Source organism: Celeribacter marinus (assembly GCF_001308265.1).
GTDB lineage: Bacteria > Pseudomonadota > Alphaproteobacteria > Rhodobacterales > Rhodobacteraceae > Celeribacter > Celeribacter marinus.
The window spans coordinates 1,613,023-1,635,748 of record NZ_CP012023.1; the positions used below are offsets into that span (position 1 = coordinate 1,613,023).

Annotated in this window: 21 protein-coding genes; 15 read left to right on the forward strand and 6 right to left on the reverse strand. The window is 55.7% G+C overall.

Features of this window, described 5'->3' with window-relative positions; translation table 11 throughout:
• The first annotated feature begins 66 nt into the window (after positions 1–66).
• Positions 67–2,118 (forward strand): DNA helicase RecQ, encoded by a 2,052-nt coding sequence (recQ, locus tag IMCC12053_RS07995; protein ID WP_062217746.1) that lies wholly within the window; start codon positions 67–69, stop codon positions 2,116–2,118.
• Here the strand turns inward: recQ and IMCC12053_RS08000 are convergent, their stop codons facing one another.
• Both IMCC12053_RS08000 and IMCC12053_RS08005 read right to left on the reverse strand, forming a co-directional pair.
• Entirely contained in the window at positions 2,119–4,350 is a 2,232-nt protein-coding gene (locus IMCC12053_RS08000) for an ATP-binding protein (RefSeq protein WP_062217750.1), read from the reverse strand.
• Between the two features lie 115 nt (positions 4,351–4,465).
• Complete coding sequence (locus IMCC12053_RS08005) at positions 4,466–5,206, reverse strand: metallophosphoesterase family protein (protein WP_062217752.1); 741 nt, start codon at positions 5,204–5,206, stop codon at positions 4,466–4,468.
• Positions 5,207–5,302: 96 nt separating this feature from the next.
• Between IMCC12053_RS08005 and IMCC12053_RS08010 the strand changes: the two genes are divergently transcribed.
• The gene (locus IMCC12053_RS08010) at positions 5,303–5,746 is read left to right on the forward strand and encodes a DUF4760 domain-containing protein (protein WP_156320739.1); all 444 of its coding nucleotides are present in this window, start codon (positions 5,303–5,305) and stop codon (positions 5,744–5,746) included.
• Positions 5,743–6,159 carry a gamma-glutamylcyclotransferase family protein gene (locus IMCC12053_RS08015; RefSeq protein ID WP_062217758.1) on the forward strand — a complete coding sequence of 139 codons (417 nt, stop codon included), beginning with the start codon at positions 5,743–5,745 and terminating at the stop codon, positions 6,157–6,159. Before IMCC12053_RS08010 ends, IMCC12053_RS08015 begins: the two co-directional genes overlap by 4 nt.
• A 72-nt stretch (positions 6,160–6,231) precedes the next feature.
• Here the strand turns inward: IMCC12053_RS08015 and serA are convergent, their stop codons facing one another.
• Both serA and IMCC12053_RS08025 read right to left on the reverse strand, forming a co-directional pair.
• Entirely contained in the window at positions 6,232–7,824 is a 1,593-nt protein-coding gene (gene serA, locus IMCC12053_RS08020) for a phosphoglycerate dehydrogenase (protein WP_062217761.1), read from the reverse strand.
• 146 nt (positions 7,825–7,970) lie between these two features.
• On the reverse strand, positions 7,971–9,113 hold the full coding sequence (locus tag IMCC12053_RS08025; protein WP_062217763.1) for a phosphoserine transaminase: 1,143 nt from the start codon (positions 9,111–9,113) through the stop codon (positions 7,971–7,973).
• A gap of 200 nt (positions 9,114–9,313) precedes the next feature.
• Between IMCC12053_RS08025 and serB the strand changes: the two genes are divergently transcribed.
• Both serB and IMCC12053_RS08035 read left to right on the forward strand, forming a co-directional pair.
• The gene (serB, locus tag IMCC12053_RS08030; RefSeq protein ID WP_062217766.1) at positions 9,314–10,198 is read left to right on the forward strand and encodes a phosphoserine phosphatase SerB; all 885 of its coding nucleotides are present in this window, start codon (positions 9,314–9,316) and stop codon (positions 10,196–10,198) included.
• Positions 10,198–10,956, forward strand: coding sequence for a TSUP family transporter (locus IMCC12053_RS08035; RefSeq protein ID WP_062221067.1), 759 nt, complete (start codon positions 10,198–10,200; stop codon positions 10,954–10,956). Before serB ends, IMCC12053_RS08035 begins: the two co-directional genes overlap by 1 nt.
• Positions 10,957–10,958: 2 nt before the next feature.
• On the opposite strand, the gene IMCC12053_RS08040 is transcribed toward IMCC12053_RS08035, so the two are convergent.
• Positions 10,959–11,960 (reverse strand): asparaginase, encoded by a 1,002-nt coding sequence (locus tag IMCC12053_RS08040; RefSeq protein ID WP_062217769.1) that lies wholly within the window; start codon positions 11,958–11,960, stop codon positions 10,959–10,961.
• A 180-nt stretch (positions 11,961–12,140) separates the two neighbouring features.
• Between IMCC12053_RS08040 and IMCC12053_RS08045 the strand changes: the two genes are divergently transcribed.
• The 3 genes from IMCC12053_RS08045 (at position 12,141) to IMCC12053_RS08060 (ending at position 14,620) form a co-directional block, all read left to right on the forward strand.
• The gene (locus IMCC12053_RS08045; protein WP_062217772.1) at positions 12,141–12,665 is read left to right on the forward strand and encodes an invasion associated locus B family protein; all 525 of its coding nucleotides are present in this window, start codon (positions 12,141–12,143) and stop codon (positions 12,663–12,665) included.
• 125 nt (positions 12,666–12,790) lie between these two features.
• Entirely contained in the window at positions 12,791–13,978 is a 1,188-nt protein-coding gene (gene rlmN, locus IMCC12053_RS08050) for a dual-specificity RNA methyltransferase RlmN (RefSeq protein WP_062217776.1), read from the forward strand.
• A gap of 450 nt (positions 13,979–14,428) precedes the next feature.
• Positions 14,429–14,620 carry a hypothetical protein gene (locus IMCC12053_RS08060; RefSeq protein ID WP_062217780.1) on the forward strand — a complete coding sequence of 64 codons (192 nt, stop codon included), beginning with the start codon at positions 14,429–14,431 and terminating at the stop codon, positions 14,618–14,620.
• Positions 14,621–14,643: 23 nt separating this feature from the next.
• On the opposite strand, the gene IMCC12053_RS08065 is transcribed toward IMCC12053_RS08060, so the two are convergent.
• Positions 14,644–15,504: an LOG family protein gene (locus IMCC12053_RS08065; RefSeq protein WP_062217783.1), complete on the reverse strand. Its 861-nt coding sequence runs from the start codon at positions 15,502–15,504 to the stop codon at positions 14,644–14,646.
• Between the two features lie 124 nt (positions 15,505–15,628).
• Here IMCC12053_RS08065 and dapD point away from each other — a divergent pair, with 124 nt between their 5' ends.
• The 7 genes from dapD to IMCC12053_RS08100 all read left to right on the forward strand — a co-directional run bounded on the left by dapD (position 15,629) and on the right by IMCC12053_RS08100 (position 22,710).
• Positions 15,629–16,456 (forward strand): 2,3,4,5-tetrahydropyridine-2,6-dicarboxylate N-succinyltransferase, encoded by an 828-nt coding sequence (gene dapD / locus IMCC12053_RS08070; RefSeq protein WP_062217786.1) that lies wholly within the window; start codon positions 15,629–15,631, stop codon positions 16,454–16,456.
• Positions 16,449–16,802 carry a hypothetical protein gene (locus tag IMCC12053_RS08075; protein WP_236852382.1) on the forward strand — a complete coding sequence of 118 codons (354 nt, stop codon included), beginning with the start codon at positions 16,449–16,451 and terminating at the stop codon, positions 16,800–16,802. Before dapD ends, IMCC12053_RS08075 begins: the two co-directional genes overlap by 8 nt.
• A gap of 93 nt (positions 16,803–16,895) precedes the next feature.
• Positions 16,896–18,038 carry a succinyl-diaminopimelate desuccinylase gene (dapE, locus tag IMCC12053_RS08080; RefSeq protein ID WP_062217794.1) on the forward strand — a complete coding sequence of 381 codons (1,143 nt, stop codon included), beginning with the start codon at positions 16,896–16,898 and terminating at the stop codon, positions 18,036–18,038.
• Positions 18,035–18,460, forward strand: coding sequence for a GNAT family N-acetyltransferase (locus IMCC12053_RS08085; protein ID WP_062217799.1), 426 nt, complete (start codon positions 18,035–18,037; stop codon positions 18,458–18,460). Before dapE ends, IMCC12053_RS08085 begins: the two co-directional genes overlap by 4 nt.
• Positions 18,457–19,056, forward strand: a complete 600-nt coding sequence (locus tag IMCC12053_RS08090) for a TIGR04282 family arsenosugar biosynthesis glycosyltransferase (RefSeq protein ID WP_062217804.1) — start codon at positions 18,457–18,459, stop codon at positions 19,054–19,056. The genes IMCC12053_RS08085 and IMCC12053_RS08090 overlap by 4 nt, the downstream gene beginning before the upstream one ends.
• 47 nt (positions 19,057–19,103) lie before the next feature.
• Positions 19,104–21,359: a ribonuclease R gene (rnr, locus tag IMCC12053_RS08095; protein ID WP_062221070.1), complete on the forward strand. Its 2,256-nt coding sequence runs from the start codon at positions 19,104–19,106 to the stop codon at positions 21,357–21,359.
• 91 nt (positions 21,360–21,450) lie between these two features.
• Entirely contained in the window at positions 21,451–22,710 is a 1,260-nt protein-coding gene (locus IMCC12053_RS08100; protein ID WP_062217807.1) for a lytic murein transglycosylase, read from the forward strand.
• The last annotated feature ends 16 nt before the right edge of the window (positions 22,711–22,726 follow it).

The window sequence follows — 22,726 nt, forward strand, 5'->3', positions numbered from 1 at the left end:
GCGAATGCCCCTTGAGGCCGCGCGCGCGCCGTGCGATTCTGCTCGCAATCAAAAAGAGCAGTATTCATGGCATCCGACACCTCACAGGCGCTTTCCCTTTTGTCATCCGTCTTTGGGTTTGACGCCTTTCGACTTGGCCAAGCCGAAATTGTCGATGCCGTAGTGGACGGCAAAAACGTCCTTGCGATTATGCCAACGGGTGGCGGAAAATCTCTGTGCTTCCAACTTCCCGCGCTCTGCCGTGATGGCCTCACAATTGTCATCTCCCCCCTCATCGCCCTCATGCGCGACCAAGTCCAAGCGTTGCGCGCCGCAGGTGTCGAAGCGGGCGCACTCACATCTGGCAACACAGATGAGGAAAACGATGCGGTGTTTGCGGCACTCAACGAGGGGCGTCTAAAGCTACTCTATATGGCCCCTGAACGCCTCGCGTCTGGTGGCACCTTGCCGATGTTGCGCCGTGCGAATGTCTCTTTCATCGCGGTAGATGAGGCGCACTGTGTTAGCCAATGGGGGCACGACTTTCGACCAGACTATCTACGCATTGGCGATTTGCGCCGCGTCCTCGACGTGCCACTGGCTGCCTTTACCGCCACCGCCGACGAGGAAACCCGCGCTGAGATCGTCACACGCCTGTTTGACGGCGCTCAACCGGAAACCTTTTTGCGCGGGTTTGATCGTCCGAACATTCACCTCGCCTTTGCCGTCAAAGATAGTCCTCGCCGCCAGATCCTTGACTTTGCCGCAGCGCGCAAAGGTCAGTCGGGGATCGTGTATTGCGGAACGCGGGCGAAAACGGAAAGCTTGGCCAAGGCACTCACAGATGCTGGCCACCTCTCCCTCGCGTATCACGGCGGCATGGACCCCGAGATGCGCCGAGATGTTGAACGCCGCTTTCAACAAGAAGACGAATTGATCGTCGTGGCCACGGTCGCCTTTGGCATGGGCATCGACAAACCCGACATCCGTTGGGTCGCACACGCCGACTTGCCCAAGTCCGTCGAGGGGTATTACCAAGAGATCGGTCGCGCCGGTCGTGACGGGGCGCGGGCCGAAACCCTCACCTTGTTTGGTCCCGATGACATACGGTTTCGCCGCAGTCAGATCGACGAAAGCCCCGCGCCATCGGAACGCCGCACCGCCGACCATGCGCGCCTCAATGCATTGCTTGGGATTGCAGAGGCCCAAGTGTGCCGCCGTCAAAACCTGCTCGCCTATTTCGGAGAGACAACCCAGCCCTGTGGCACGTGCGATCTATGCGACACGCCCCCCGACTTGTTCGACGGAACCCAAGCGGTGCGCAAAGCGCTCTCCGCAGTGTTGCGCTGTGACGAGGGTTTTGGTGCGGGGCACCTGATCGACGTGCTCATGGGCAAGATGACCGACAAAACGAAACAGTGGAGCCACGATCAACTCAGTGTGTTCGGCATCGGCAAAGAATACGACAAACGCCAATGGAACGCGGTCTTTCGTCAAATGATGGGCGCCGATTTGGTGCGCCCCAACCCTGACCGCCACGGCGCGCTCTACATGACCGAACCTGCCGTGCCGATCCTCAAGGGGGAGGGCGAGATCACCCTGCGGCGCGACACGATTGTGCGTGCGAAAAAGGATCCGATGGTGCGTTCTCTCGTGTCCGAAGAAGATGCACCGCTCTTGTCCGCGCTCAAGGCAAAACGCCGCGCCCTCGCCGAAGAGGCGCGTGTACCCGCCTATGTCGTTTTTGCCGATCGCACCCTCATTGAAATGGCCGAGAAGCGCCCCGATACGTTGGACGCGATGGCCCGAATTGGCGGCGTAGGTGCGAAAAAGCTGGAGCGGTTCGGCGCTCTGTTCTTATCCGTCATCTTAGGTGCGAATGCGCCGGACACGCATCCCGCACGGCGCAAATTGGCAACGTCTGGCGGCGGCGATTTATTCGACACCCTACAAGACATCCAAACGCGACTCAGCCGTGGGGAATGCGGCACGCTCAAGCCTGTGACACTCACCTCCGCCCAAATTGCACGTGTGGTCAAACAACGCCCCCGCGATCATGATGGGTTGGTCCGCCTGTTGGGCGACCGCCCCGCTGAACGGTTCGGAGACGCGTTTCTTGGCGCTATCGCGAACGGGTAATTACACGTTTACCTGAGCGGACACACCTTGGCCTGCACGCATAGCGTCGGACTCCATTGGTGTGTCATCCATGGGTGCGACCGGCTTGCACTCCATCGGATGCTCCATCAAAATACGGTCAATAATAGCCGCTTTGCGGAGCGGCTTTGTCATGTAATGGTCTAGCCCGTGGGACAAAATTTCCTCTTCGTCCCCTGGCATTGCGTGCGCCGTCATCGCGACAATCGGAACGTGTTTGCCGGTGTTGGCTTCGATATCTCGAATGCGGCGCGTTGCCTCTTTGCCGTCCACTTCGGGCATTGAGATGTCCATAAAGACTAGATCGGGATCAAAGCTTTGGTAGAGATCAATCGCCTCTTGGCCGTTGTTCGCAAAGACCAGATCAATATCTAAAGCCTTGATCATTTTGCCGAACACCAACTGGTTGGTCATGTTGTCTTCCGCCGCAAGAATACGCATGAGACGCGGCGCGCTCACGTGATTTACACTGGCTGCGTCCTCTGGCAAATCGAGGGCTTGAGGCCTTTCAATCGGCGGCAATGCCGAAAGTGCGCGGCACAAATCAGCGCGCAATAGAGGGCGATGAATTGTCTCGATGTTCGCATCAATAGCCGCCTTGGCCGTCCCGCTCGACACCATCAAAAGGTGATTTGTCTCGACACCCGCATGACGCAATGCAGCAATAAACGCATCAATATCTTCAACTGCTTTTTGACTAATCAGGTAGGCGTCTGCCTGAACGGGCGCATCGAGTGCCGCCTGTTGTGTTGGATAGAGCGTTGAGGTGACGCCCAATGCCGACAATTGCTTTGTCAAAATCTGCGCATTCGCCTCAACGTCTTCGATGACAGCGACATCTTTGATCCATGCCGGCACACTATTTTCGTCGATTTCGGGGGCTGTCTCCATCGACAGACAGAACCCAAAACAGGATCCTTCGCCCTCGATACTATCCACCCAAATTTCGCCATCCATCAAAGTGATCAACTCTCGCGTAATTGCGAGACCAAGACCGGTCCCTTCGAACTTGCGATTTCGCTCGCCCTCAACCTGATTAAACTCGCCAAAGATATGGTCCCTGAACTGCGCAGGAATACCGATGCCCGTATCCTCAACCGAAATATGAACGCGTTGAGCTGCCCCGTCATTTTGCGGCATGCCAACAACGCGCACGATCACATGTCCTTCGCGCGTGAATTTAACCGCATTGCCGATCAGGTTCGTGAGCACTTGGCGCACCCGACCCGGATCACCAACAAAACACGTTGGCATGAACATGTCGTAATCAATGATCAACGACAGCCCCTTTGGCGCGGCATTCGGTTGCAACAATACCAAAACATCATGAATGCAATGCTCAAGATCGAACACCTCGGGATGCAACGACAGTTTCGACGCTTCGATCTTGGAGTAATCAAGCACGTCATTGATCAAGGTCAACAACGCAGCGCCGCTGTTTTTAATCGTTTCAACAAACAGCAACTGTTCCTCGTCCAATTGCGTCTCTGCCAACAACTCCGCCATTCCGACCATGCCATTCATTGGCGTCCGGATTTCATGGCTCATATTGGCGAGAAAGGCCGATTTGGCACGGTTCGCACTTTCCGCTCTGTACCGCGCTTTCTTAAGGCGCTCTTCGTACCGGATGGTGCCGGTGATGTTCAGACCCAACGAAACCATATCGCCATCGCGCGACCGGCGATCGACCATTTTGATGTATTGGTTGTTCCATAACCGCACCGTTTGCGGCTCACGCGTGGCGGCGCGCCACCGCGTCACCGCCGCCTCGACATAGGCGTCCCGCGACAGATCACCGACATCAATAATCCCCTCTTCGACAGCCAATCGAACGATTTCTGTGTAGGTAATACCGGGCTGCACACCTTCCAAATCGTCGAATACACGTAGATAGGCGGAATTGGCGGCGATCATGGTGTCAGAGGGATCAAACACCGCGAACCCATCCTGAATGGTTTCCAAGGAATCCCACAAACGCCGCTCGGCAATCACAATCGCTGAGTTCGCCTTATCCAGATCGTCACGGGTGCGCGAGTTTTCGACCTTTAGAAACTCGGCTTCCTCGCGCTTTTCGATGATCTCACCTGACAAGGACAACGCATGTTTGGACAGCTTACGATTCGCATCATATAGCTCTGCCTGCTTGAGCTCTAACAACCGTTCCGCAGCCAAGCGGGCACGCCGCTCCTGTACGACCGTATCGGGGTAATCCATCGCATGACCTCTTTGTCCCACACCCTACGCAGCGAGGGCTTTGGGATAAAATCGGTGGTCAGGGTGAAAAATCTCTTAACAGACTATCGAAAATTTCACGAAAACGGTTCACGCTTTAGGTTGTCACATGCTCGAGCGGCGCACGACCCGTCTGGGTGACCACTTCTTCATGGCCATTCTCAATCACTAGTGCCGTCATCGGGCGACCATATCCCGCCCCCGTATCAATATCGATACGATTGCCAAAATGGGTCGGCGCATCCAGTGCGGTGTGACCATGCACGACACGCAACGGCAGATGCCCGTGAAAATCAAGCCACCCTTCGCGAATCCAGATCAGGTCATCCTCGTCTTGATCGGCAAGCGCCACCTTGGGGTTGATCCCTGCATGAACAAACAGATAGCCCTCCCATTCGTAGGTCAACGGCAAGCCCTCCAAAAAGGTCAGGTGATCGTCAGGCACCGCCTTTTTCGCGCGCATGTGAGCCAACTCGAACGCCCCGTCCTCGGACTCAACGCCGTATGAGGCCAGTGTTGTCTGACCGCCCAAACGCGGGTCGAGCCATGAGAGGCCCGATTTGATCCGTTCATCATGGGCAATGCCAAAACGAGCAAAGCGCGTGAACATCCGGTCATGATTGCCACGGATCAACACCCATGGCTCACCACGCTCAACCCCGTCTTTGAGGTATTGAATGACGCCACGACTATCAGGCCCACGATCCGTATAATCACCAAGATGCACAATCTGCGCATCCACATCCCCGACCCGCGCCTTATCCGCTTCAATGCGCGCATGAGAGGCTTTGAGCATGTCGAGTTGTCCGTGAATATCGCCAATGGCGTAAATGCGCATAATATGTCCTTTGGTCCGTCATGCGGATGATTGCATCCGCCCGCAACACTACTATGGTTTTCTGGACCGGAATGGAAAGGTGGAGCGACAAAATTGTTGGATCAATTTAGAGAATGGGCGCAAACAAGCGTCATCGTCATCGGCGCGGTTATGGCCCTAATGACCTATCGCCGTGACGCCAAATTGCGCCGCTCCGAATGGCTCTACCGCCTGTATCAACAGTTCTACGAGAACGATCGCTTTGACCCTGTGCGCCGGATCCTTGACTACGAACCCGAGGAGGAAATCCGGCAACTGTCCACCGATATCGACAACATGGATGGCACCGATTCCCACGAAGCCTTTGTAGACTATTTGAACTTTTTCGAATTCATCGCCGTGCAACTCAAGAACAAAAACATCCGCCGCGATGAGGTGCTTGATATGTTTGACTACTACATTCGCCGCTTAGGCGATCATGCCTTTGTCGTCAGCTACATGCGCAAATACGGCTACGAGAACCTTGATCATCTCGTCACGTCTTTGGCCCCGAAAAAATGACCCATCCACACGCCAAAATCGGCGATCACCTATTTGTCTATGGCACTCTGATGCGGGCGATAGATGACAACGATATGGCGCGGCTCCTGCGCGATAACTCGACCCACGTTGGCGCGGCAACAATGCAGGGCCGCCTGTATACGGTAAGCTATTATCCGGGGGTTATAGACAGTGACGCCCCCACCGACGTCGTACATGGCGACCTGTTTCGGCTTGGCAAAAATGCCGCGCAAGTCATTGAGCAACTCGACCTTTATGAGGACATAGGTCCGCCCTTTGAGCCACCATACGAATACCGCCGCGAATTTCGCACGGTGCATCATGGCGGCGAGACGTGCCAAGCGTGGGTCTATATGTACAACTGGCCGCTAAACGATAATGCCCAAATACCGGACGGTAAATTTCGCACCTGATTTGGCATCAATACCGCCACGAAAAAGGCCGCCCCAATCGGGCGGCCTTCGTCATAATTGGGCGGTGATCGCTTACGCTTTGAAGTGGAGCGGACGCACGTGTTGGAACAACCCGCTATCCTTGAGCGCTTTTACAGTTGTCGCCTTGATCGGGGTGTCGAGGAAGGTCACAGCGATCGCATCGCCACCTGGTGCCGCACGGCCCAAGGTGAAGTTGGCGATGTTTTCATCGTGCTCGGCCAAGAGCGTACCGAGTTTGCCAAGGATACCGGGGACGTCTTGGTTGGTGGTGTAAAGCATGTGCTCGCCCACCTCGGAATCGATGGTGATGCCTTTGATCTGAATAAACCGTGGCTTGCCGTCCGAGAACACCGTGCCCGCGATGGTGCGGTACTTTTCAACGGTTTGGATGTCGAGCTTGATATAGCCGTCAAACGTGCCTGTTGCGTCTTGGGTAGTTTTGGAAATCTGGATGCCGCGCTCTTTGGCGATCACAGGTGCGGACACCATGTTCACGTCAGGGTTCGAGGCCTGCATGATACCCGCAACAACCGCCGCTTCGAGCGCCTTGAGGTTCATCTCCGCGGCCACACCGTCGAATGTGACGTTGATTTCTTTGATGGCTTCATCGGTGACTTGGCCAATGAAAGAGCCGAGGTTTTCCGCCAAAGTGACCCATGGGCCCATGATTTTGGCTTCTTCGGCGGTCATGGACGGCATGTTGAGCGCGTTCTCGACCGCGCCGTCGAGCAGGTAGTTGGACATTTGCTCGGCCACTTGCAGCGCCACGTTCTCTTGGGCTTCCGATGTGGACGCGCCAAGGTGCGGCGTGCAAACAACGTTTGGCAGACCGAACAACACGTTGTCCACCGCAGGCTCAACCGCGAACACGTCAAGGGCGGCACCCGCGACATGACCGGATTTAAGCAATTCGGCCAAAGCTTCTTCGTCAATGAGACCACCGCGCGCACAGTTGACAATACGCACACCTTTTTTGGTCTTAGCGAGGTTTTCAGCAGAAAGGATATTGCGGGTGCTATCGGTCAGCGGCACGTGCAAAGTGATGAAATCGGCGCGCGCAAGCAACGCATCCAATTCAACCTTTTCAACACCCATCTCAATGGCGCGCTCTTCGGACAGATAGGGGTCGTAAGCGATCACTTTCATCTTAAGGCCGCGTGCACGGTCACACACGATACCGCCGATGTTACCCGCACCGATCACGCCAAGCGTTTTCGCGGTCAACTCGACACCCATGAATTTGGATTTTTCCCATTTGCCGGCATGCGTGGATGCGGAGGCCTCGGGAATTTGACGGGCAACGGCAAACATCATCGCGATGGCGTGTTCGGCTGTGGTGATCATGTTGCCAAACGGCGTGTTCATGACAATCACGCCCTTTTTGGACGAGGCTTCTTTGTCGACGTTATCGGTGCCGATACCTGCGCGACCGACCACTTTGAGGTTGGTTGCATGCTCCAAAAGTGCGGGCGTCACTTTGGTCGCAGAACGGATTGCGAGACCGTCATATTTGCCGATCACGGCAGCAAGCGCATCTTTGTCTTTGCCAAGTGCGGGGAGAAAATCAACTTCGATTCCACGGTCACGGAAAATCTGGACGGCGGTTTCGGACAGGCTGTCGGAGACGAGAACTTTGGGGGCCATTGGGCACACTCCTTGGATCGAATGAAATTGGGTTGGGAGGGTCGCGGGCGATGACGCCCGCGATAATATCCGGATGCAATGCCCGCGTCAGATTGACCTTTTGCCCGACGAAAGTCCGACGAAAAGCCGACGCGGTGCCGACACCCTTATTGGGCGGCGATTTCAGCCTCGAACGCGTACTCAAGCCACGGCATCAATGCCGCCACATCAGCCGTTTCGACCGTGCCGCCACACCAGATCCGAAGACCCGCAGGCGCATCGCGGTACGCCCCGATATCAAGAGCGACACCCTCGACCTCAAGACGTTTGGCAACCGCTTTTGCAAACGCTGCACCGTCCTGAATTCTGTCGTCGGTGAACTTCAAACACACGGAGGTGTTCGACGCCGTGGCCGGATCATTTGCGAGGTTTGCAATCCATGGTTTGGCATCGCAGAAATCCCAGATCACTTTGGCATTTGCAGTTGCGCGCGCAATCAAACCCTCAAGACCACCGACCGATTTGGCCCACTCAAGTGCGACCAGATAGTCCTCAACCGCCAGCATCGATGGCGTGTTGATCGTCTCGCCCTTAAAGATGCCATCAATCAATTTACCGCCCTTGGTCATGCGGAAAATCTTCGGCATAGGCCATGCAGGCGTGTAGCTTTCAAGGCGCTCGACAGCACGCGGGGACAAGACAATAATGCCGTGCGCCGCTTCGCCGCCAAGTACTTTTTGCCAAGAGAACGTTGTGACGTCGAGTTTGTCCCACGGCAGGTCCATCGCAAACGCGGCAGACGTCGCATCGCAAATCGTCAGGCCGTCGCGCGCTGCGGGGATCTTGTCACCGTTCGGGACGCGCGCACCAGATGTGGTGCCGTTCCACGTGAAAACCACGTCTGTGTTAAAGTCGACCTTATCGAAATCAACGATATCGCCGTACTCGGCCGTCATCACATCAGCGTCGATTTTGAGCTGTTTGACCACATCCGTGACCCAACCCGCACCAAAGGATTCCCATGCAACCATGGTTGCTTTACGGGCACCCAAAAGCGACCACATAGCCATTTCAACCGCACCCGTATCCGAGCCGGGAACGATGCCGATTTTGTAATCTGCGGGGATGCCGAGAATGTCGCGGGTCGTCTCGATGGCGGCCAACAGCTTGGCTTTGCCAACAGCTGCACGGTGTGAGCGGCCAAGGGGCGCGTCAGACAGCAGATCGAGCGAAAATGTAGGGATTTTGGCACAAGGGCCAGACGAAAAACGCGGGTTAGCCGGCCGCGTGGCCGGAGCTTGAATAGCCATTGCTGGTATCCTTCCAGATATAAGCCTCTCGTTGGGGAGAGGTGTCCCATCGCCGCGTTTAATTGCTTTCGATGAGTCTGGCAACGACTTGTTCGCGGGTGCGGCAAAATAGTTGCCCATTGGTAAGCGCGCCATTAACAGGGTCATCAGACTTGGATGGCGCGCCGCGCGTGCCGACTACCTTTGGAGAGCTTGCACCCATGTATGTTGTCACCCTACTCACCGCCCCGTCCCATCCATCGCTCTCACGTGAGGCCGTGGAGGCATTACGCAATGCGTGGGGCGGGGGCGATGCACAGTGGCTGGCCACAGGAGAGGCCGCCGAATTTCCCGTCACCGACATGCCGCCCAACCGTTGGGATGTATGGGATGCGCTGCAAACCCAAGGGATCGACCTAATCGTCCAGCCCATCGAGGGGCGGCGTAAAAAGATGCTGTTGGCCGACATGGACAGCACCATGATTGAACAAGAGTGCATCGACGAACTGGCGGATGTGGCGGGCGTTGGCGACCATGTAAAGGCGATCACCGCAAAGGCCATGAACGGAGAACTGGATTTCGACGGGGCGCTGACCGAACGCGTGGCCTTGCTCAAAGACCTTCCAGAAAGCGTCATTCAAACGGTGATCGACGAGCGCATTACATTTATGTCTGGCGGACCTACATTGCTCGCCACAATGAAAGCAAACGGTGCCTATGCGGCCCTCGTGTCAGGTGGCTTTACTGCCTTCACGGGCTATGTGGCCGAGGCGCTCGGGTTCGACGAAAACCGCGCCAACACGCTGTTGGTCGAGGGCGGCAAACTCGTCGGCAAACCGGGCCTGCCGATTTTGGGGCGCGAGGCGAAAGTCGCCGCACTCAAAGAGATCACCGAACGCCTTGGCCTGTCGCACGACGATGTGATGGCCGTGGGGGACGGGGCCAATGATCTGGGCATGCTTGAGATCGCGGGCGCGGGCGTGGCGCTGCACGCGAAACCCTCCGTTGCGGCGCAGTGCGATATTCGTATCAACCACGGCGACCTGACCGCATTGCTCTATATCCAAGGCTACGCCAAAGACGAATTCGCAGGCGCATCCGCATGATGTTTGAGGTCTCAGGCGACCTTCTTTTTCTTTTGATCGTAGCCGCTTTTGCGGCGGGGTTTATTGACTCCATCGCGGGCGGGGGTGGGTTGATCACGGTGCCTGCCTTATTGCTCGCGGGCATTCCACCCGTCACGGCCCTCGCCACTAACAAAGTCCAAGCGTTGTTCGGGTCGGGCATGGCCGCGGTCAACTATGCGCGGGCGGGTTACGTGGATGTGCGCCGCCAATGGGTGGCCGCGGTAATCTCATTTGCGGGGGCCTTGATCGGCGCTTTGTTTGCGTCATCGCTTCCCACCGATGTGATCCGCTTGGGCTTGCCCGTGTTGCTCATCGGCGTGGCGTTGTTTTTCGCGTTCAAAAAGGGGCTTGATGATGTGGACCGCGTGCAGCGCGTCACGCCGCTCTTGTTTACAGCTGCCTTTGTGCCGCTGATCGGGTTTTACGATGGCCTCATTGGCCCCGGAACAGGCGCGTTTTTCATGATCGGGTTTGTATCCCTCGCGGGCTACGGCATCCTAAAGGCCACCGCCCACACCAAGCTGCTCAACTTTGCCTCAAACGTCGGAGGGCTCACGGGGTTTTTATTGGTTGCAAAACCGTTCTGGATGCTTGGCTTGGCCATGGGAGCGGCACAGCTGGCGGGGGCCTACGTCGGATCGACGCTTGCCTCCCGCATTGGGGCAAAACTCATCCGCCCCGTGTTGGTTGTGGTTTCAACCGTTCTTGCGTTGAAACTACTTTGGGATCTGATCTGACCTCAGACGGGAAAACCTGCGGCGAGTTTGACCTCACCCGTAACAAGGCCCGCAAAGTTTTTGATCTCGGGATTGAGATACTTACGGACAACTGGATCATTGGCGTCTAGCGCGCCCAGCTTCACCAACAGCCCCGCAATCGCGCATTCCGAGGCACGCGTAGCCCCATCTGTGATTTTAAGCGCCACACCCAAGCCTTGATCGGGAAGGATGGCGGTGAACACGCCCTCGGCCCCTGTTTTGATCGTCACTTTGCCTTTGGCCGCACGCATCAATTCGGTGCACGCGCGCCCCTCACCCGCAACCAGATCGGGATGCAAACGCATAGCTTGGTGCAAACGCAACGCCGCCTGCGACAAGGCATCGCCATCCTCACGCGCCCCCGCAAAATAGCCCATCGCCCGACCAAGGCCGCGCATGGACGTGGCAAAATTTGGCGCGGAGCAGCCATCAATCCCAAACCCCGGTGAGGTTTCACCCGTCACCGTCTCAAAGGCGTCGAGCGCAGATTTTTGTACGGGATGATCAGGATGCACATAGTCAGGACCGGCACCGAGGTGTTTGGACAGTGTCAAAAAACCGCAATGCTTGCCCGAACAATTGTTATGCACACGGCACGGGGTTTCATCGGCCTTGAGCAGAGCACGGCGAGACTGTTTGCCCATCGGTTCCTGAATGCCGCAAATCAGATCGTCATCGGACAGGCCCAACGCGCCAAGCCATGCCCGTGCTTTGTCGGTATGGATTTTGTCGCCGTTGTGCGAGGCGCACGAAAACGCCAGTTGATCAACCGTCAGACCCGCCGCATCCGCAGCGCCCGACGCCACAAGCGGCAAGGCTTGGATCATCTTCACCGATGAGCGCGGCAGGATCACTGTGTCTAGGTCGCCCCACCCATCAATGACTTCGCCAGCGGCATTACAGACAACCGCCATGCCTGTATGGCGGCTTTCCGCCACGGGTCCACGCCAGATATCAACCATTTCCACAACACGGTCTGCCATCTTAAAATCTCTCCCAATCACGTTTCAGCGAATTTCTGCCAAGGGGTCTTTCCCAATTTGACGGTTTTACGTTACTGTGCCAATTGAGTATTTAACGGGTCCATCACGTCAGAACCGCAGCTAAAGACAGCGGAGGCGTATCGGTAACGGGCCGAGATAGCTAGAGGCAGCGAAAAATCCATGTTCCATTCCATTAAGAAACTCGTCCTTGGTGCGACATTCGCACTCGCCGCAACAGTGGCATTTGCACAAGAAAGCAGCAACCAAGTGGCGTCAAATACTGACTGGTACGTGTTCCAAGAGGGCACGCAATGCTGGGCAGTATCGAAACCCAAAGAGACTGTGAACACCGACAGTTCGGGTCGCATCAAATCCGTGCGGCGCGGCGAAGTCCTAATGTTCGTCTCCTACGCCCCATCCACAGGCATCAAAGGTCAGGTGTCATTCGCGGGCGGCTACCCGTTTGCCGGTGGCTCCGAAGTGACACTCGAAATCGGCGGCACAAAGTTTGCACTCTTCACCGAGAACGAAACCGCATGGGCCGTCACACCCGAGGATGATGCTAAAATCGTCGCCGCGATGAAACGCGGCGCTGCGGCGTCCTTGTCTGGGCATTCGGCGCGCGGCACCTACACCAAAGACACTTTCTCCTTGTTGGGCTTCACAGCTTCGGTGGAAGACGCTGCAAAACGCTGCGGCGGGTAACACCTTTGCGCTACGTCTGAAAAATTTCGGCCTCGCTGATATAGCGGGGCCTTTTCCTATGGCTTCCTTTGGTTGCAAAAATCCTGTAGAAGCCGCGCCAACTCACCACGAAAAAGAGATATGACATGGCCCCCAGCGCACCTATCACGCCGGACATTTTGACTATTCCGCGCAAAGACAGCGACGGGCAGAGCGGCAAAATCAATTTTGTCGGCTTGTCACGTGACCAAATGCGCGCACTCCTTGTTGAGCACGGCACGCCTGAAAAACAGGCAAAAATGCGCGTTGGTCAAATCTGGCAATGGATCTACCAGTGGGGTGTGCGCGACTTTGAAGAGATGACAAATCTCAGCAAAGCGTTGCGAAGCTCACTTTGTGAAGCGTTCGAGGTTCGCATACCCGAGGTGATTTCAAAACAGGTGTCCGACGATGGCACCCGCAAATACCTTGTGCGGATCAATGGCGGCCACGAGGTTGAGGTGGTCTACATCCCCGAAGACAACCGTGGCACGCTATGCATTTCGTCCCAAGTTGGCTGTACGCTAACCTGTTCGTTCTGCCACACAGGCACCCAAAAACTGGTACGCAATTTGACCCCTGCCGAGATTGTCGGTCAGGTGATGATGGCGCGCGATGACCTTGGCGAGTGGCCCGAAAAAGGCGAACACAACGAGGGCGAAGCGCGTCTTTTGTCCAACGTTGTATTGATGGGTATGGGTGAGCCACTCTACAATTTCGAGAACGTGCGCGATGCAATGAAGATCGTGATGGACGGCGAGGGCATCGCCCTTGGTCGTCGTCGCATTACACTGTCGACATCTGGCGTTGTGCCCGAAATTCACCGTACGGCAAAAGAGATCGGCTGCTTGCTTGCCGTGTCATTCCACGCAACCGAGGATGCGACACGCGATAAGTTGGTGCCGATTAACAAGCGGTGGAATATCGAGGCTCTGTTGGACGCGCTGCGCGAATATCCCAAGGCGTCCAATTCCGAGCGGATCACCTTTGAATATGTGATGCTCAATGGCGTGAACGATAGCGACGAAGATGCGCACAGGTTGGTCAAACTGTTGGACGGCATTCCATCGAAAGTGAACCTGATCCCGTTCAACGAATGGCCGGGAGCGCCCTACACGCGCTCGTCCAACAACCGCATTCATGCCTTTGCACGTATCTTGATGGCAGCGGGCTATGCCTCACCAATCCGCACCCCGCGCGGCGAAGACATCATGGCGGCCTGTGGGCAATTGAAATCCGCAACAGAGCGGGAACGGAAATCGCGGGCACAGATTGCGGCCGAGACTGGATCTTAACAGACACTTAGGGTTTCGATAACGGCACCTTAACCACGTGGGTCCATCATATCTGTATGGACCCGCATCAGATCAGAATCACAACCGACATTGGACCGCGCCACGCCTTGGCCGCGCGGCCTGTGGGTTTGTCGCCTCCCCTTCCGACCAAACAGCATACCCTCGCCGCTTGGCTGCGCCACGACTTTGCTCTTGCGCGGAGCTGGGACGACCTACACGCGGCCCTGATGGCACGCGGCTATGCACTCGCTCTGGGACGTAAATCCCTGATCTTGCAAACTCTGAGCGGTCAAAAATTGTGTAGCGTCGACGACCTAGGCCAATCTTATGCGAGCCTTACACACCGTTTCGGTGCGGCCCTCCCGCAAAACTCACGACTCACCCCCATAGCGGAACAGATCGAATCTACCCCGCGTGTACTCTAAAAATTTTCACGGCATTGAGGTCTACATGGAACAAATTACGCTCTTTTTGCCAAAAAATACCGTTGAACTCATGCACATCATTGCGCGTCAAAACGGTGACACCATCGGCGGCGTCCTTCAGGATATGGCGATGGAGCGGTATATGAAAGACCGCATGAACCTGCGTCACACGGCGATCGTGATCGACGGCACCAAAAGCCATAACGAAGCCTTGTGATGCCGTCACCTCACGCCAATTGATCAGCGACCCGGCAGGGCGTCACGCCGCCCTTCGCCGTAATCCCATGCATCGATTGCGGCAATCGCCTCCTCTGCGGTCTCGACAAACCGAAACAGGTCAAGGTCATCACGCGAGATCGTACCTGCATCGGCCAATGCGTCCCAGTTGATGATCTTTTGCCAGAACTCACCACCGAACAGCACGACAGGAATGCGGTTCATGCGTCCTGTTTGAATCAGGGTTAGGGTCTCGAACATCTCGTCCAGCGTCCCAAACCCACCGGGAAACACCGCCAAAGCTTTGGCGCGCATCAAGAAATGCATTTTGCGAATAGCAAAGTAGTGAAAGTTGAAACACAGGTCTGGGGTCACGTATTCATTCGGAGCCTGCTCATGCGGCAACACGATATTGAGCCCGATAGAGACCCCGCCCGCATCAACCGCCCCACGGTTGCCCGCCTCCATCACGCCGGGACCACCACCCGTAACAATAACATCCTCACGATGCCCGTTCTTCTTGGCGCGCTCCGTCATGAGCCGCGCAAAGGTTCGCGCTTCATCGTAGTATTTGGACAAATCCGCCAGTGTTTTGGTCTTTGCGCTCTCTTTTTTCGCAGGCTCTGGAATGCGTGCGCCGCCAAACATCACAATGGTACTTTCGACACCGTATTCCGCCATCATCATCTCGGGCTTGAGCAATTCGAGTTGCAGGCGGACGGGGCGCAATTCATCGCGGCACATAAAATCGACATCGGAAAACGCCAACTTATAGGCGGGCGCACGGGTTTGTGCGGTATCAGGCGTGTGCTGTGCGGCCTCCATATCCATATGGCTATCGCGAAGCGGGTGACGGCGAAGAAGGTGCTCGGGGGGATTGGACATGACATGTCTCACTTTTTTACTCGTGCGTTTCAATTGTCGCGGGCGACGCTCTCGCGTTGCGAAAGCGCGTCGCACAGACTATAGCCACCTGCAACAGATATTCCATGACACTTGGGAGACGCACATGTCCAACGCACAACTTGAAACCGCAATCGAATCCGCATGGGACGCTCGTGATACCATCACGGCCGCCACAACAGGCGAGACCCGCGATGCAATCGAGACAACTTTGAACGCTCTAGATAGCGGCAAACTCCGCGTTGCTGAAAAGTTGGAAAACGGCGATTGGCACGTCAACCAATGGGCTAAAAAGGCTGTATTGCTTGGTTTTCGTATCAAAGACATGGAACTGCACGATGGCGGCCCGCAAGGGTCCGGTTGGTGGGACAAGGTCGATAGCAAGTTCAAAGGTTGGGGCGAAGCCGAATGGAAAGCCGCCGGCTTTCGTGCCGTTCCCAACTGCGTGGTCCGCAAATCCGCCTATATCGCACCGGGCGTTGTTCTGATGCCGTCCTTTGTAAACCTCGGCGCGCATGTCGGTGAGGGCACAATGGTAGACACATGGGCCACCGTTGGCTCCTGCGCCCAGATCGGCAAAAACGTCCACCTCTCGGGTGGCGTAGGTATCGGTGGCGTTCTTGAACCCATGCAAGCTGGCCCAACGATCATCGAGGACAATTGCTTTATCGGGGCGCGCTCCGAAGTTGTTGAGGGCTGTATCGTTCGCGAAGGCTCGGTTTTGGGAATGGGCGTCTTTATCGGCCAGTCGACAAAGATTCTCGACCGCGAAACAGGCCTTGTGACATATGGCGAAGTGCCGCCATATTCCGTTGTTGTCGCCGGATCCATGCCCTCTAAAAACGGTGTGAACCTCTACTGCGCGGTTATCGTCAAACGCGTTGATGAGCGCACGCGCTCAAAAACCGGCATCAACGAGTTGCTCCGTGACTGAGGCACCCAAGAAAAAGCCATCGCGGCAAAAAGTATACACCCTCCTCGTCCAAATCGGACGCAAGGAGGGTGATGGCCTGCCCAAAGGTGCCACAGGTGGTGCGTTGATGATCTACGCGTCAGGTGTGGACGAGGCCGAGGCCGTCCGCGAAACGGTCGCCGTTCTCAAAACAGCGGATGTGGCGCCACTGGATGTTACAGGCTACGGCACGCTTGAGGAGCGCCTTTCTGAAGGGCACGACATTTCCGATGATGAAAAAGAGCTCATGCAACGTGCACTTGACGAAAACTCCGTGATCGTCGCACAAATGACGCCCTTTTTTGATGACGAAACCCACTCTGACTGAGGGCATATAAGTCCTCAGTCAACTTGACCCGATACTTGCATTTGTCATCCCGCGCCCACCGCGCTAACCCTGTAGCAATGACAGGGAGCCGACATGACACTTGATCCGATCCAACTTTCCGCCGATCTCATCCGCTGTGAATCCGTGACGCCCGTTGAGGGTGGCGCGCTACAATTGCTTGAACGCGTTTTGTCTGGCGCAGGTTTTCAGTGCACGCGCGTCGATCGCAACGGCACCGCCAACCTTTTTGCGCGGTGGGGTGATAAATCCGAGCGCACACTCGGGTTCAATGGCCACACGGACGTGGTGCCCGTCGGGGATGCCGCTGCATGGACGCACGCGCCGTTTGGCGGCGAAATTTCTGACGGAATTTTGTGGGGCCGTGGCGCGACCGATATGAAATCTGGCGTGGCCTGTTTCGTTGCAGCGGCCGTGGATCATGTGACACAACACACGCCCAAAGACGGCTCCATTGCCATTGCCATTACCGGTGATGAAGAGGGCGATGCAACAGATGGAACTGTGGCGCTATTGGACTGGATGGACGCCAATGGCGAGCGCATGACAGACTGCCTTGTGGGCGAGCCGACCTGTCCGAACACAATGGGCGAGATGATGAAAATCGGTCGACGCGGGTCACTCACCGCGTATTTCACCGCGACAGGTATCCAAGGGCACGCAGCCTACCCCCATCGTGCAAAAAATCCTGTGCCTGCGATGGCGCGCCTGATTGATCAGTTGTCCAACCACACGCTGGACCAAGGGACCGCACATTTCGACGCATCCTCCCTCGTGGCGACAACATTTGACACAGGAAACCCCGCAACAAATGTGATCCCCAGCCACTGCAACGCGACCGTCAACATTCGGTTTAATGATGCTCACACCGGCGCGGAATTGACCACTTGGTTAGAGGCAAAAGCCGCCAAAATGGCCGAGGAAACCGGCATTGAGTTCGCGGTTCGCGTCACAATATCTGGCGAAAGCTTCGTAACCCAACCCGGATATTTTGTTGATATGCTGGCCGCAGCGGTAGAGGCCGAGACGGGACTCAAACCTGAGCTGTCGACATCTGGCGGTACATCTGATGCTCGGTTTGTTCAAAAACACTGCCCTGTGGTCGAGTTCGGATTGGTCGGAAAGACCATGCACCAAGTCGACGAGCACGTTCCCGTGGAACAAATCACGCAACTCAAAAGCATCTATGCGCGCCTGATCAAAGACTATTTTGCATGACTGTCCACATTTCGAAAACGACAGATATCGATGCGTGCCTTTCTCTTCGCCTAGACGTGTTTGTACGCGAACAAATGGTGCCGATGGATGAGGAGCTTGATGATCTCGATCCCGTTTCCACCCACTTTCTGGCGCAAACAGAAGATGGGCAAAATATCGGAACGGCACGTGTTTATGAACAGGGCCACATCGGGAAAATCGGACGCGTATGTGTAGCAAAATCACATCGCGGAACAGGTCTGGGCAAACGCCTAATCGAGACATGCCTGAACGATTTACGCACGCGCCCCCACATCACACAGGCCAAACTGGGCGCGCAAAACCACGCCATTTCGTTTTACGAAAACTTGGGGTTTCGCGTCATTGGTGGTGAGTACATGGATGGCGGCATCCCTCATCACGACATGGTGCGCGCGCTTTGAGACAAAAGCTGGTCCTCATGCTCAAAGAGCCACACCCGGGTCGCGTAAAGACCCGTTTGGGACGAGACATCGGATATGTTGAGGCAGCACATTGGTATCGTACCGAAGCGTTGCGGACCATACGGCGTTTGCGTAGCCCCAAATGGGATTTGATTCTCGCGGTTTCTCCCGACAACGCGGGACAATCAAGTCGCGTTTGGCCCGCCCATGTTCCACGTATCGCTCAGGGACATGGAGATCTTGGCAAGCGAATGGCGCGCCTGTTACGGGCGCTTCATCCGCACCCAACCTGTATCATAGGCTCGGACATTCCCACTATTCGACCACATGATATTGAGACCGCTTTTCGCGGCTTAGGGTCTTACGATGCTACGATTGGGCCATCTCCCGATGGTGGCTATTGGCTAATTGGGCTCAAAAACACCCGCGCAGTTCCATCCGGATTTTTGAACCATGTACGTTGGTCATCGCATTTTGCCCGCGCAGACACGCTTGAAAGCTGCCCTGATTTAACGTGGCATATCGGGCGTACTCTCAATGACATCGACACACGCGATGACCTGATCGCATGGATGCGCGAAAACGCAGATTCGTAGCCCTCGTTTATCATGGTGCCTTTAAATTGGCCGTGGTAGATTACCCCATGAATAAAATTCCAACAAAAGCCGAAATTCAAAACTGGATTTCAGAGCACCCGACTCAGACGTCAAAGCGCGATATAGCGAAAGCCTTTGGCATCAAAGGGGCTGCGCGTATCGACCTGAAACGCATTTTGAAGGAGTTGGAAGCCGAAGGGCACCTCACCAAGCGAAGCAAGACCTACCGCGACCCAGACAAGCTTCCACCCGTCTCGGTGCTGGCTATTCTGGGCCCCGACAAGGACGGCGACCTGTTCGCACGGCCGCTTGAGTGGACAGGCGACGGGCCAGAGCCGCGCATTCTTATGCTGGTGCGTGACGGAGATTCCGCCCTTGGCGAAGGGGAGCGGATCCTCGCAAAACTACAAGAGATCAAAGGTGAGGATCACCAGTATCAGGCCCGCTTGATCCGCAAAATCGGCACGAACCCACACAAAATCCTCGGTGTATTCCGAAAGTCTGCCGAAGGTGGACGCGTCTTGCCGATCGACAAAGGGTCGAACAAAGACTGGCTTGTAAAGGCTGGCAATGAGGGTGGCGCAAAAGACGGCGAATTGGTCGAAGCCGAACAATCAGGGCCCACAGGGCGCATGGGATTACCGGTTGCACGGATTGTGACACGGCTTGGCGACCCCACAGCACCCAAAGCGGTCTCATTGATCGCCATCCATCAGCTGGGTATTCCAGATGACTTTCCTGATGCCGTAATCGATGAGGCTGACGCCGCCACACCCGCCGATTTGACCGGACGCGAAGATTTGCGCGATGTCCCATTGGTCACGATCGATCCTGCGGATGCACGAGATCACGATGACGCTATTTGGGCAGAACCTGATGGTGACCCGAGCAACAAGGGCGGTTTTATTCTTTGGGTCGCGATTGCCGATGTTGCCCACTACGTGACCCCAGGATCGCAGCTCGATCGCGAAGCGTGGACCCGTGGAAATTCGTCTTATTTCCCTGATCGCGTTGTGCCGATGCTTCCAGATCGCTTGTCCGGTGATCTATGCTCACTGCATGAGGGCGTGCCGCGCGCATGTCTCGCAGTCAAAATGACCATCGACGCCCAAGGTAAAAAACTCAAACACACCTTCTTGCGTGGGTTGATGCGGTCCGCCGCCTCCCTGAATTACGCCGAAGTCCAACAGGCGCGCGATGGCGCACCAAACGAGAAATGCGCCCGCCTCATGGAGAGCGTTATTGATCCGATCTATCAGGCCTATGACGCATTGAAGAATGCACGAAGCCTGAGGCAGCCGCTTGAACTTGACCTACCAGAACGCAAAATCATTCTCGGAGAGGATGGGCGCGTTAAGTCCGTGAATTTTGCAGAGCGGTTTGATGCGCATAAACTGATCGAAGAGTTCATGGTGTTGGCAAATGTATCTGCCGCCGAAGAGCTCTTTCATCGAAATCGGCCTTTGTTGTACCGCGTGCACGAGGAGCCGTCAGACGAAAAGCTAGACGCCCTACGAGAAATCGCTGGTGCATCCGGCTTCACATTGGCCAAAGGTCAGGTGCTTCATACCTCGCACCTCAACAGGTTGCTCGCACAGGCCGCAGGCACGGATCAGGACGACTTGATCAACATCTCGACGTTGCGCTCCATGACACAAGCCTATTACCACCCTGAAAACTTCGGGCACTTTGGTTTGGCGCTGAGGTCATATGCACACTTCACATCACCCATTCGACGCTATGCCGATTTGATCGTTCACCGCGCTCTGGTGTCGGCTCACGGATGGGGTAAGGATGGCCTTTCGCCTGACGAAATTGACCGCCTTGAGGTCACTGCCAAACACATCTCGGAAACCGAGCGCCGCTCTATGACTGCTGAACGCGATACCACGGATCGGTATCTTGCATCATACCTGAGTGAACGGATCGGCGACGAAATGGCGGGGCATATTTCCGGCATCCAAAAGTTCGGACTGTTTGTAAAACTCGATGAAACTGGCGCCGATGGTCTAGTTCCCGTGCGCTCGATTGGCCGCGAATTCTTCGTATTCGATCCCGAGCGGCAAACACTCATGGGATCAGACACCGGCGTCACACTTGCCATTGGTCAAAGCGTTTTGGTCAAAATAGCAGATGCGAGTCCCATTACCGGCGGGTTGGAGTTAGAACTTTTGCAAGTAGAGGGCGAGAATATGCCTGGCGGCGCACGCCGCGGCCCGTCAAAATACAGATCACGCAAACACGGAAAAAACAAAGCCAAACAGGACAAAGCGCGCAAAAAGGTAGTGCGCCGCCGCCACTAGCGAATTTTCGCCCAGAGAGATGAAATGCGTTATGATCTCATCCGTTTCGGGTTAGTGTTTTAGAAATTAGTAATGCGTGTATAGGTGCGAAATGTCGTTTCGAAGTGCTTTGTTTGTTGGCTTAACGGTCCTGCTTGCGGGTCAAGCGGGTTCAGCACAACCTGTAGGCTCTGTTACGCCGCATACGTTCTCAACGGAGACTTCTCTTTTGCAATTTGTTTCGACGACATCCAACGCCGGCTTTGATCGTTGGATTGATGCCTTTAAAGCACGCGCAGCGCGAGAGGGCATATCTCAAACGGTACTGACCCGCGCATTTTCAGGGATCGACTACAACGAGAGCGTTATCGCCAAGGATCGTAATCAGTCCGAATTTACCAAGCAAATTTGGGACTACCTCGATAGCGCGGCCTCACCCACTCGTGTTAAAAACGGCAAAGCAGCGATGCGAAAGCACGCCAAAACCCTCGACGATATTGAGGCCCGGTTTGGTGTCGATAAACATGTTGTTGCCGCAGTTTGGGGATTGGAAAGTGCCTACGGGGCAACGCGTGGCGACATTCCAATCATCGAAGCTCTCGCAACATTGGCCTACGATGGCCGGCGTGGCCGTTTCTTTGAGGCGCAACTCATTGCCGCGCTCCAAATTTTGCAATCTGGCGACACAACACCGCGCAATATGACAGGCAGTTGGGCGGGAGCGATGGGGCATACCCAGTTCATACCAACGTCCTTTCTCGCCTTTGCCGTTGACGGTGATGGAGATGGAAAACGCGATATTTGGTCAGACGATCCAACGGACGCTCTCGCGTCAACAGCCGCATATCTTGCACGTCACGGATGGAACAAGAATCAATCATGGGGTGTCGAGGTTCGGTTGCCACGCGGATTTGACTATAGCTCTGCTCGGCGCGAAAACATGCGCGCCCCATCGGACTGGGGATCAATGGGTGTGGTCGGCATGAATGGCCAACCCGTCCCGAATTACGGGGCCGCATCAATCCTTTTGCCCGCAGGCGCTCAAGGCGCAGCGTTTATGATTTTCGAGAATTTTCGCGTAATTGAACGCTACAATAAAGCAGACGCCTACGTGATTGGCGTGGGCCATTTGTCCGACCTTCTCAAAGGTGGTGATCCAATTCAGGCCTCGTGGCCTCGCGGATACAACCCTTTATCATTCAATGAGAAAAAACAAATGCAGCGTATTTTAAAGCGCAAAGGGTTCTTGGACGACAAGGTAGACGGCATTATCGGGCCAAATTCGATCAACGCGATACGGGATTTTCAACGCTCGATTGGCGTCACTCCAGACGGCTATCCATCGCAAACGCTCTTGGGCCAGTTACGTTAAAAAACCGCAACAAACC

Excerpts from the sequence above, each read along its gene's own strand:
- recQ (WP_062217746.1), top strand. The coding sequence starts at position 67 with ATGGCATCCGACACCTCACAGGCGCTTTCCCTTTTGTCATCCGTCTTT.
- IMCC12053_RS08000 (WP_062217750.1), bottom strand. The coding sequence starts at position 4,350 with ATGGATTACCCCGATACGGTCGTACAGGAGCGGCGTGCCCGCTTGGCT.
- IMCC12053_RS08005 (WP_062217752.1), bottom strand. The coding sequence starts at position 5,206 with ATGCGCATTTACGCCATTGGCGATATTCACGGACAACTCGACATGCTC.
- IMCC12053_RS08015 (WP_062217758.1), top strand. The coding sequence starts at position 5,743 with ATGACCCATCCACACGCCAAAATCGGCGATCACCTATTTGTCTATGGC.
- serA (WP_062217761.1), bottom strand. The coding sequence starts at position 7,824 with ATGGCCCCCAAAGTTCTCGTCTCCGACAGCCTGTCCGAAACCGCCGTC.
- IMCC12053_RS08025 (WP_062217763.1), bottom strand. The coding sequence starts at position 9,113 with ATGGCTATTCAAGCTCCGGCCACGCGGCCGGCTAACCCGCGTTTTTCG.
- serB (WP_062217766.1), top strand. The coding sequence starts at position 9,314 with ATGTATGTTGTCACCCTACTCACCGCCCCGTCCCATCCATCGCTCTCA.
- IMCC12053_RS08035 (WP_062221067.1), top strand. The coding sequence starts at position 10,198 with ATGTTTGAGGTCTCAGGCGACCTTCTTTTTCTTTTGATCGTAGCCGCT.
- IMCC12053_RS08040 (WP_062217769.1), bottom strand. The coding sequence starts at position 11,960 with ATGGCAGACCGTGTTGTGGAAATGGTTGATATCTGGCGTGGACCCGTG.
- IMCC12053_RS08045 (WP_062217772.1), top strand. The coding sequence starts at position 12,141 with ATGTTCCATTCCATTAAGAAACTCGTCCTTGGTGCGACATTCGCACTC.
- rlmN (WP_062217776.1), top strand. The coding sequence starts at position 12,791 with ATGGCCCCCAGCGCACCTATCACGCCGGACATTTTGACTATTCCGCGC.
- IMCC12053_RS08060 (WP_062217780.1), top strand. The coding sequence starts at position 14,429 with ATGGAACAAATTACGCTCTTTTTGCCAAAAAATACCGTTGAACTCATG.
- IMCC12053_RS08065 (WP_062217783.1), bottom strand. The coding sequence starts at position 15,504 with ATGTCCAATCCCCCCGAGCACCTTCTTCGCCGTCACCCGCTTCGCGAT.
- dapD (WP_062217786.1), top strand. The coding sequence starts at position 15,629 with ATGTCCAACGCACAACTTGAAACCGCAATCGAATCCGCATGGGACGCT.
- dapE (WP_062217794.1), top strand. The coding sequence starts at position 16,896 with ATGACACTTGATCCGATCCAACTTTCCGCCGATCTCATCCGCTGTGAA.
- IMCC12053_RS08085 (WP_062217799.1), top strand. The coding sequence starts at position 18,035 with ATGACTGTCCACATTTCGAAAACGACAGATATCGATGCGTGCCTTTCT.
- rnr (WP_062221070.1), top strand. The coding sequence starts at position 19,104 with ATGAATAAAATTCCAACAAAAGCCGAAATTCAAAACTGGATTTCAGAG.
- IMCC12053_RS08100 (WP_062217807.1), top strand. The coding sequence starts at position 21,451 with ATGTCGTTTCGAAGTGCTTTGTTTGTTGGCTTAACGGTCCTGCTTGCG.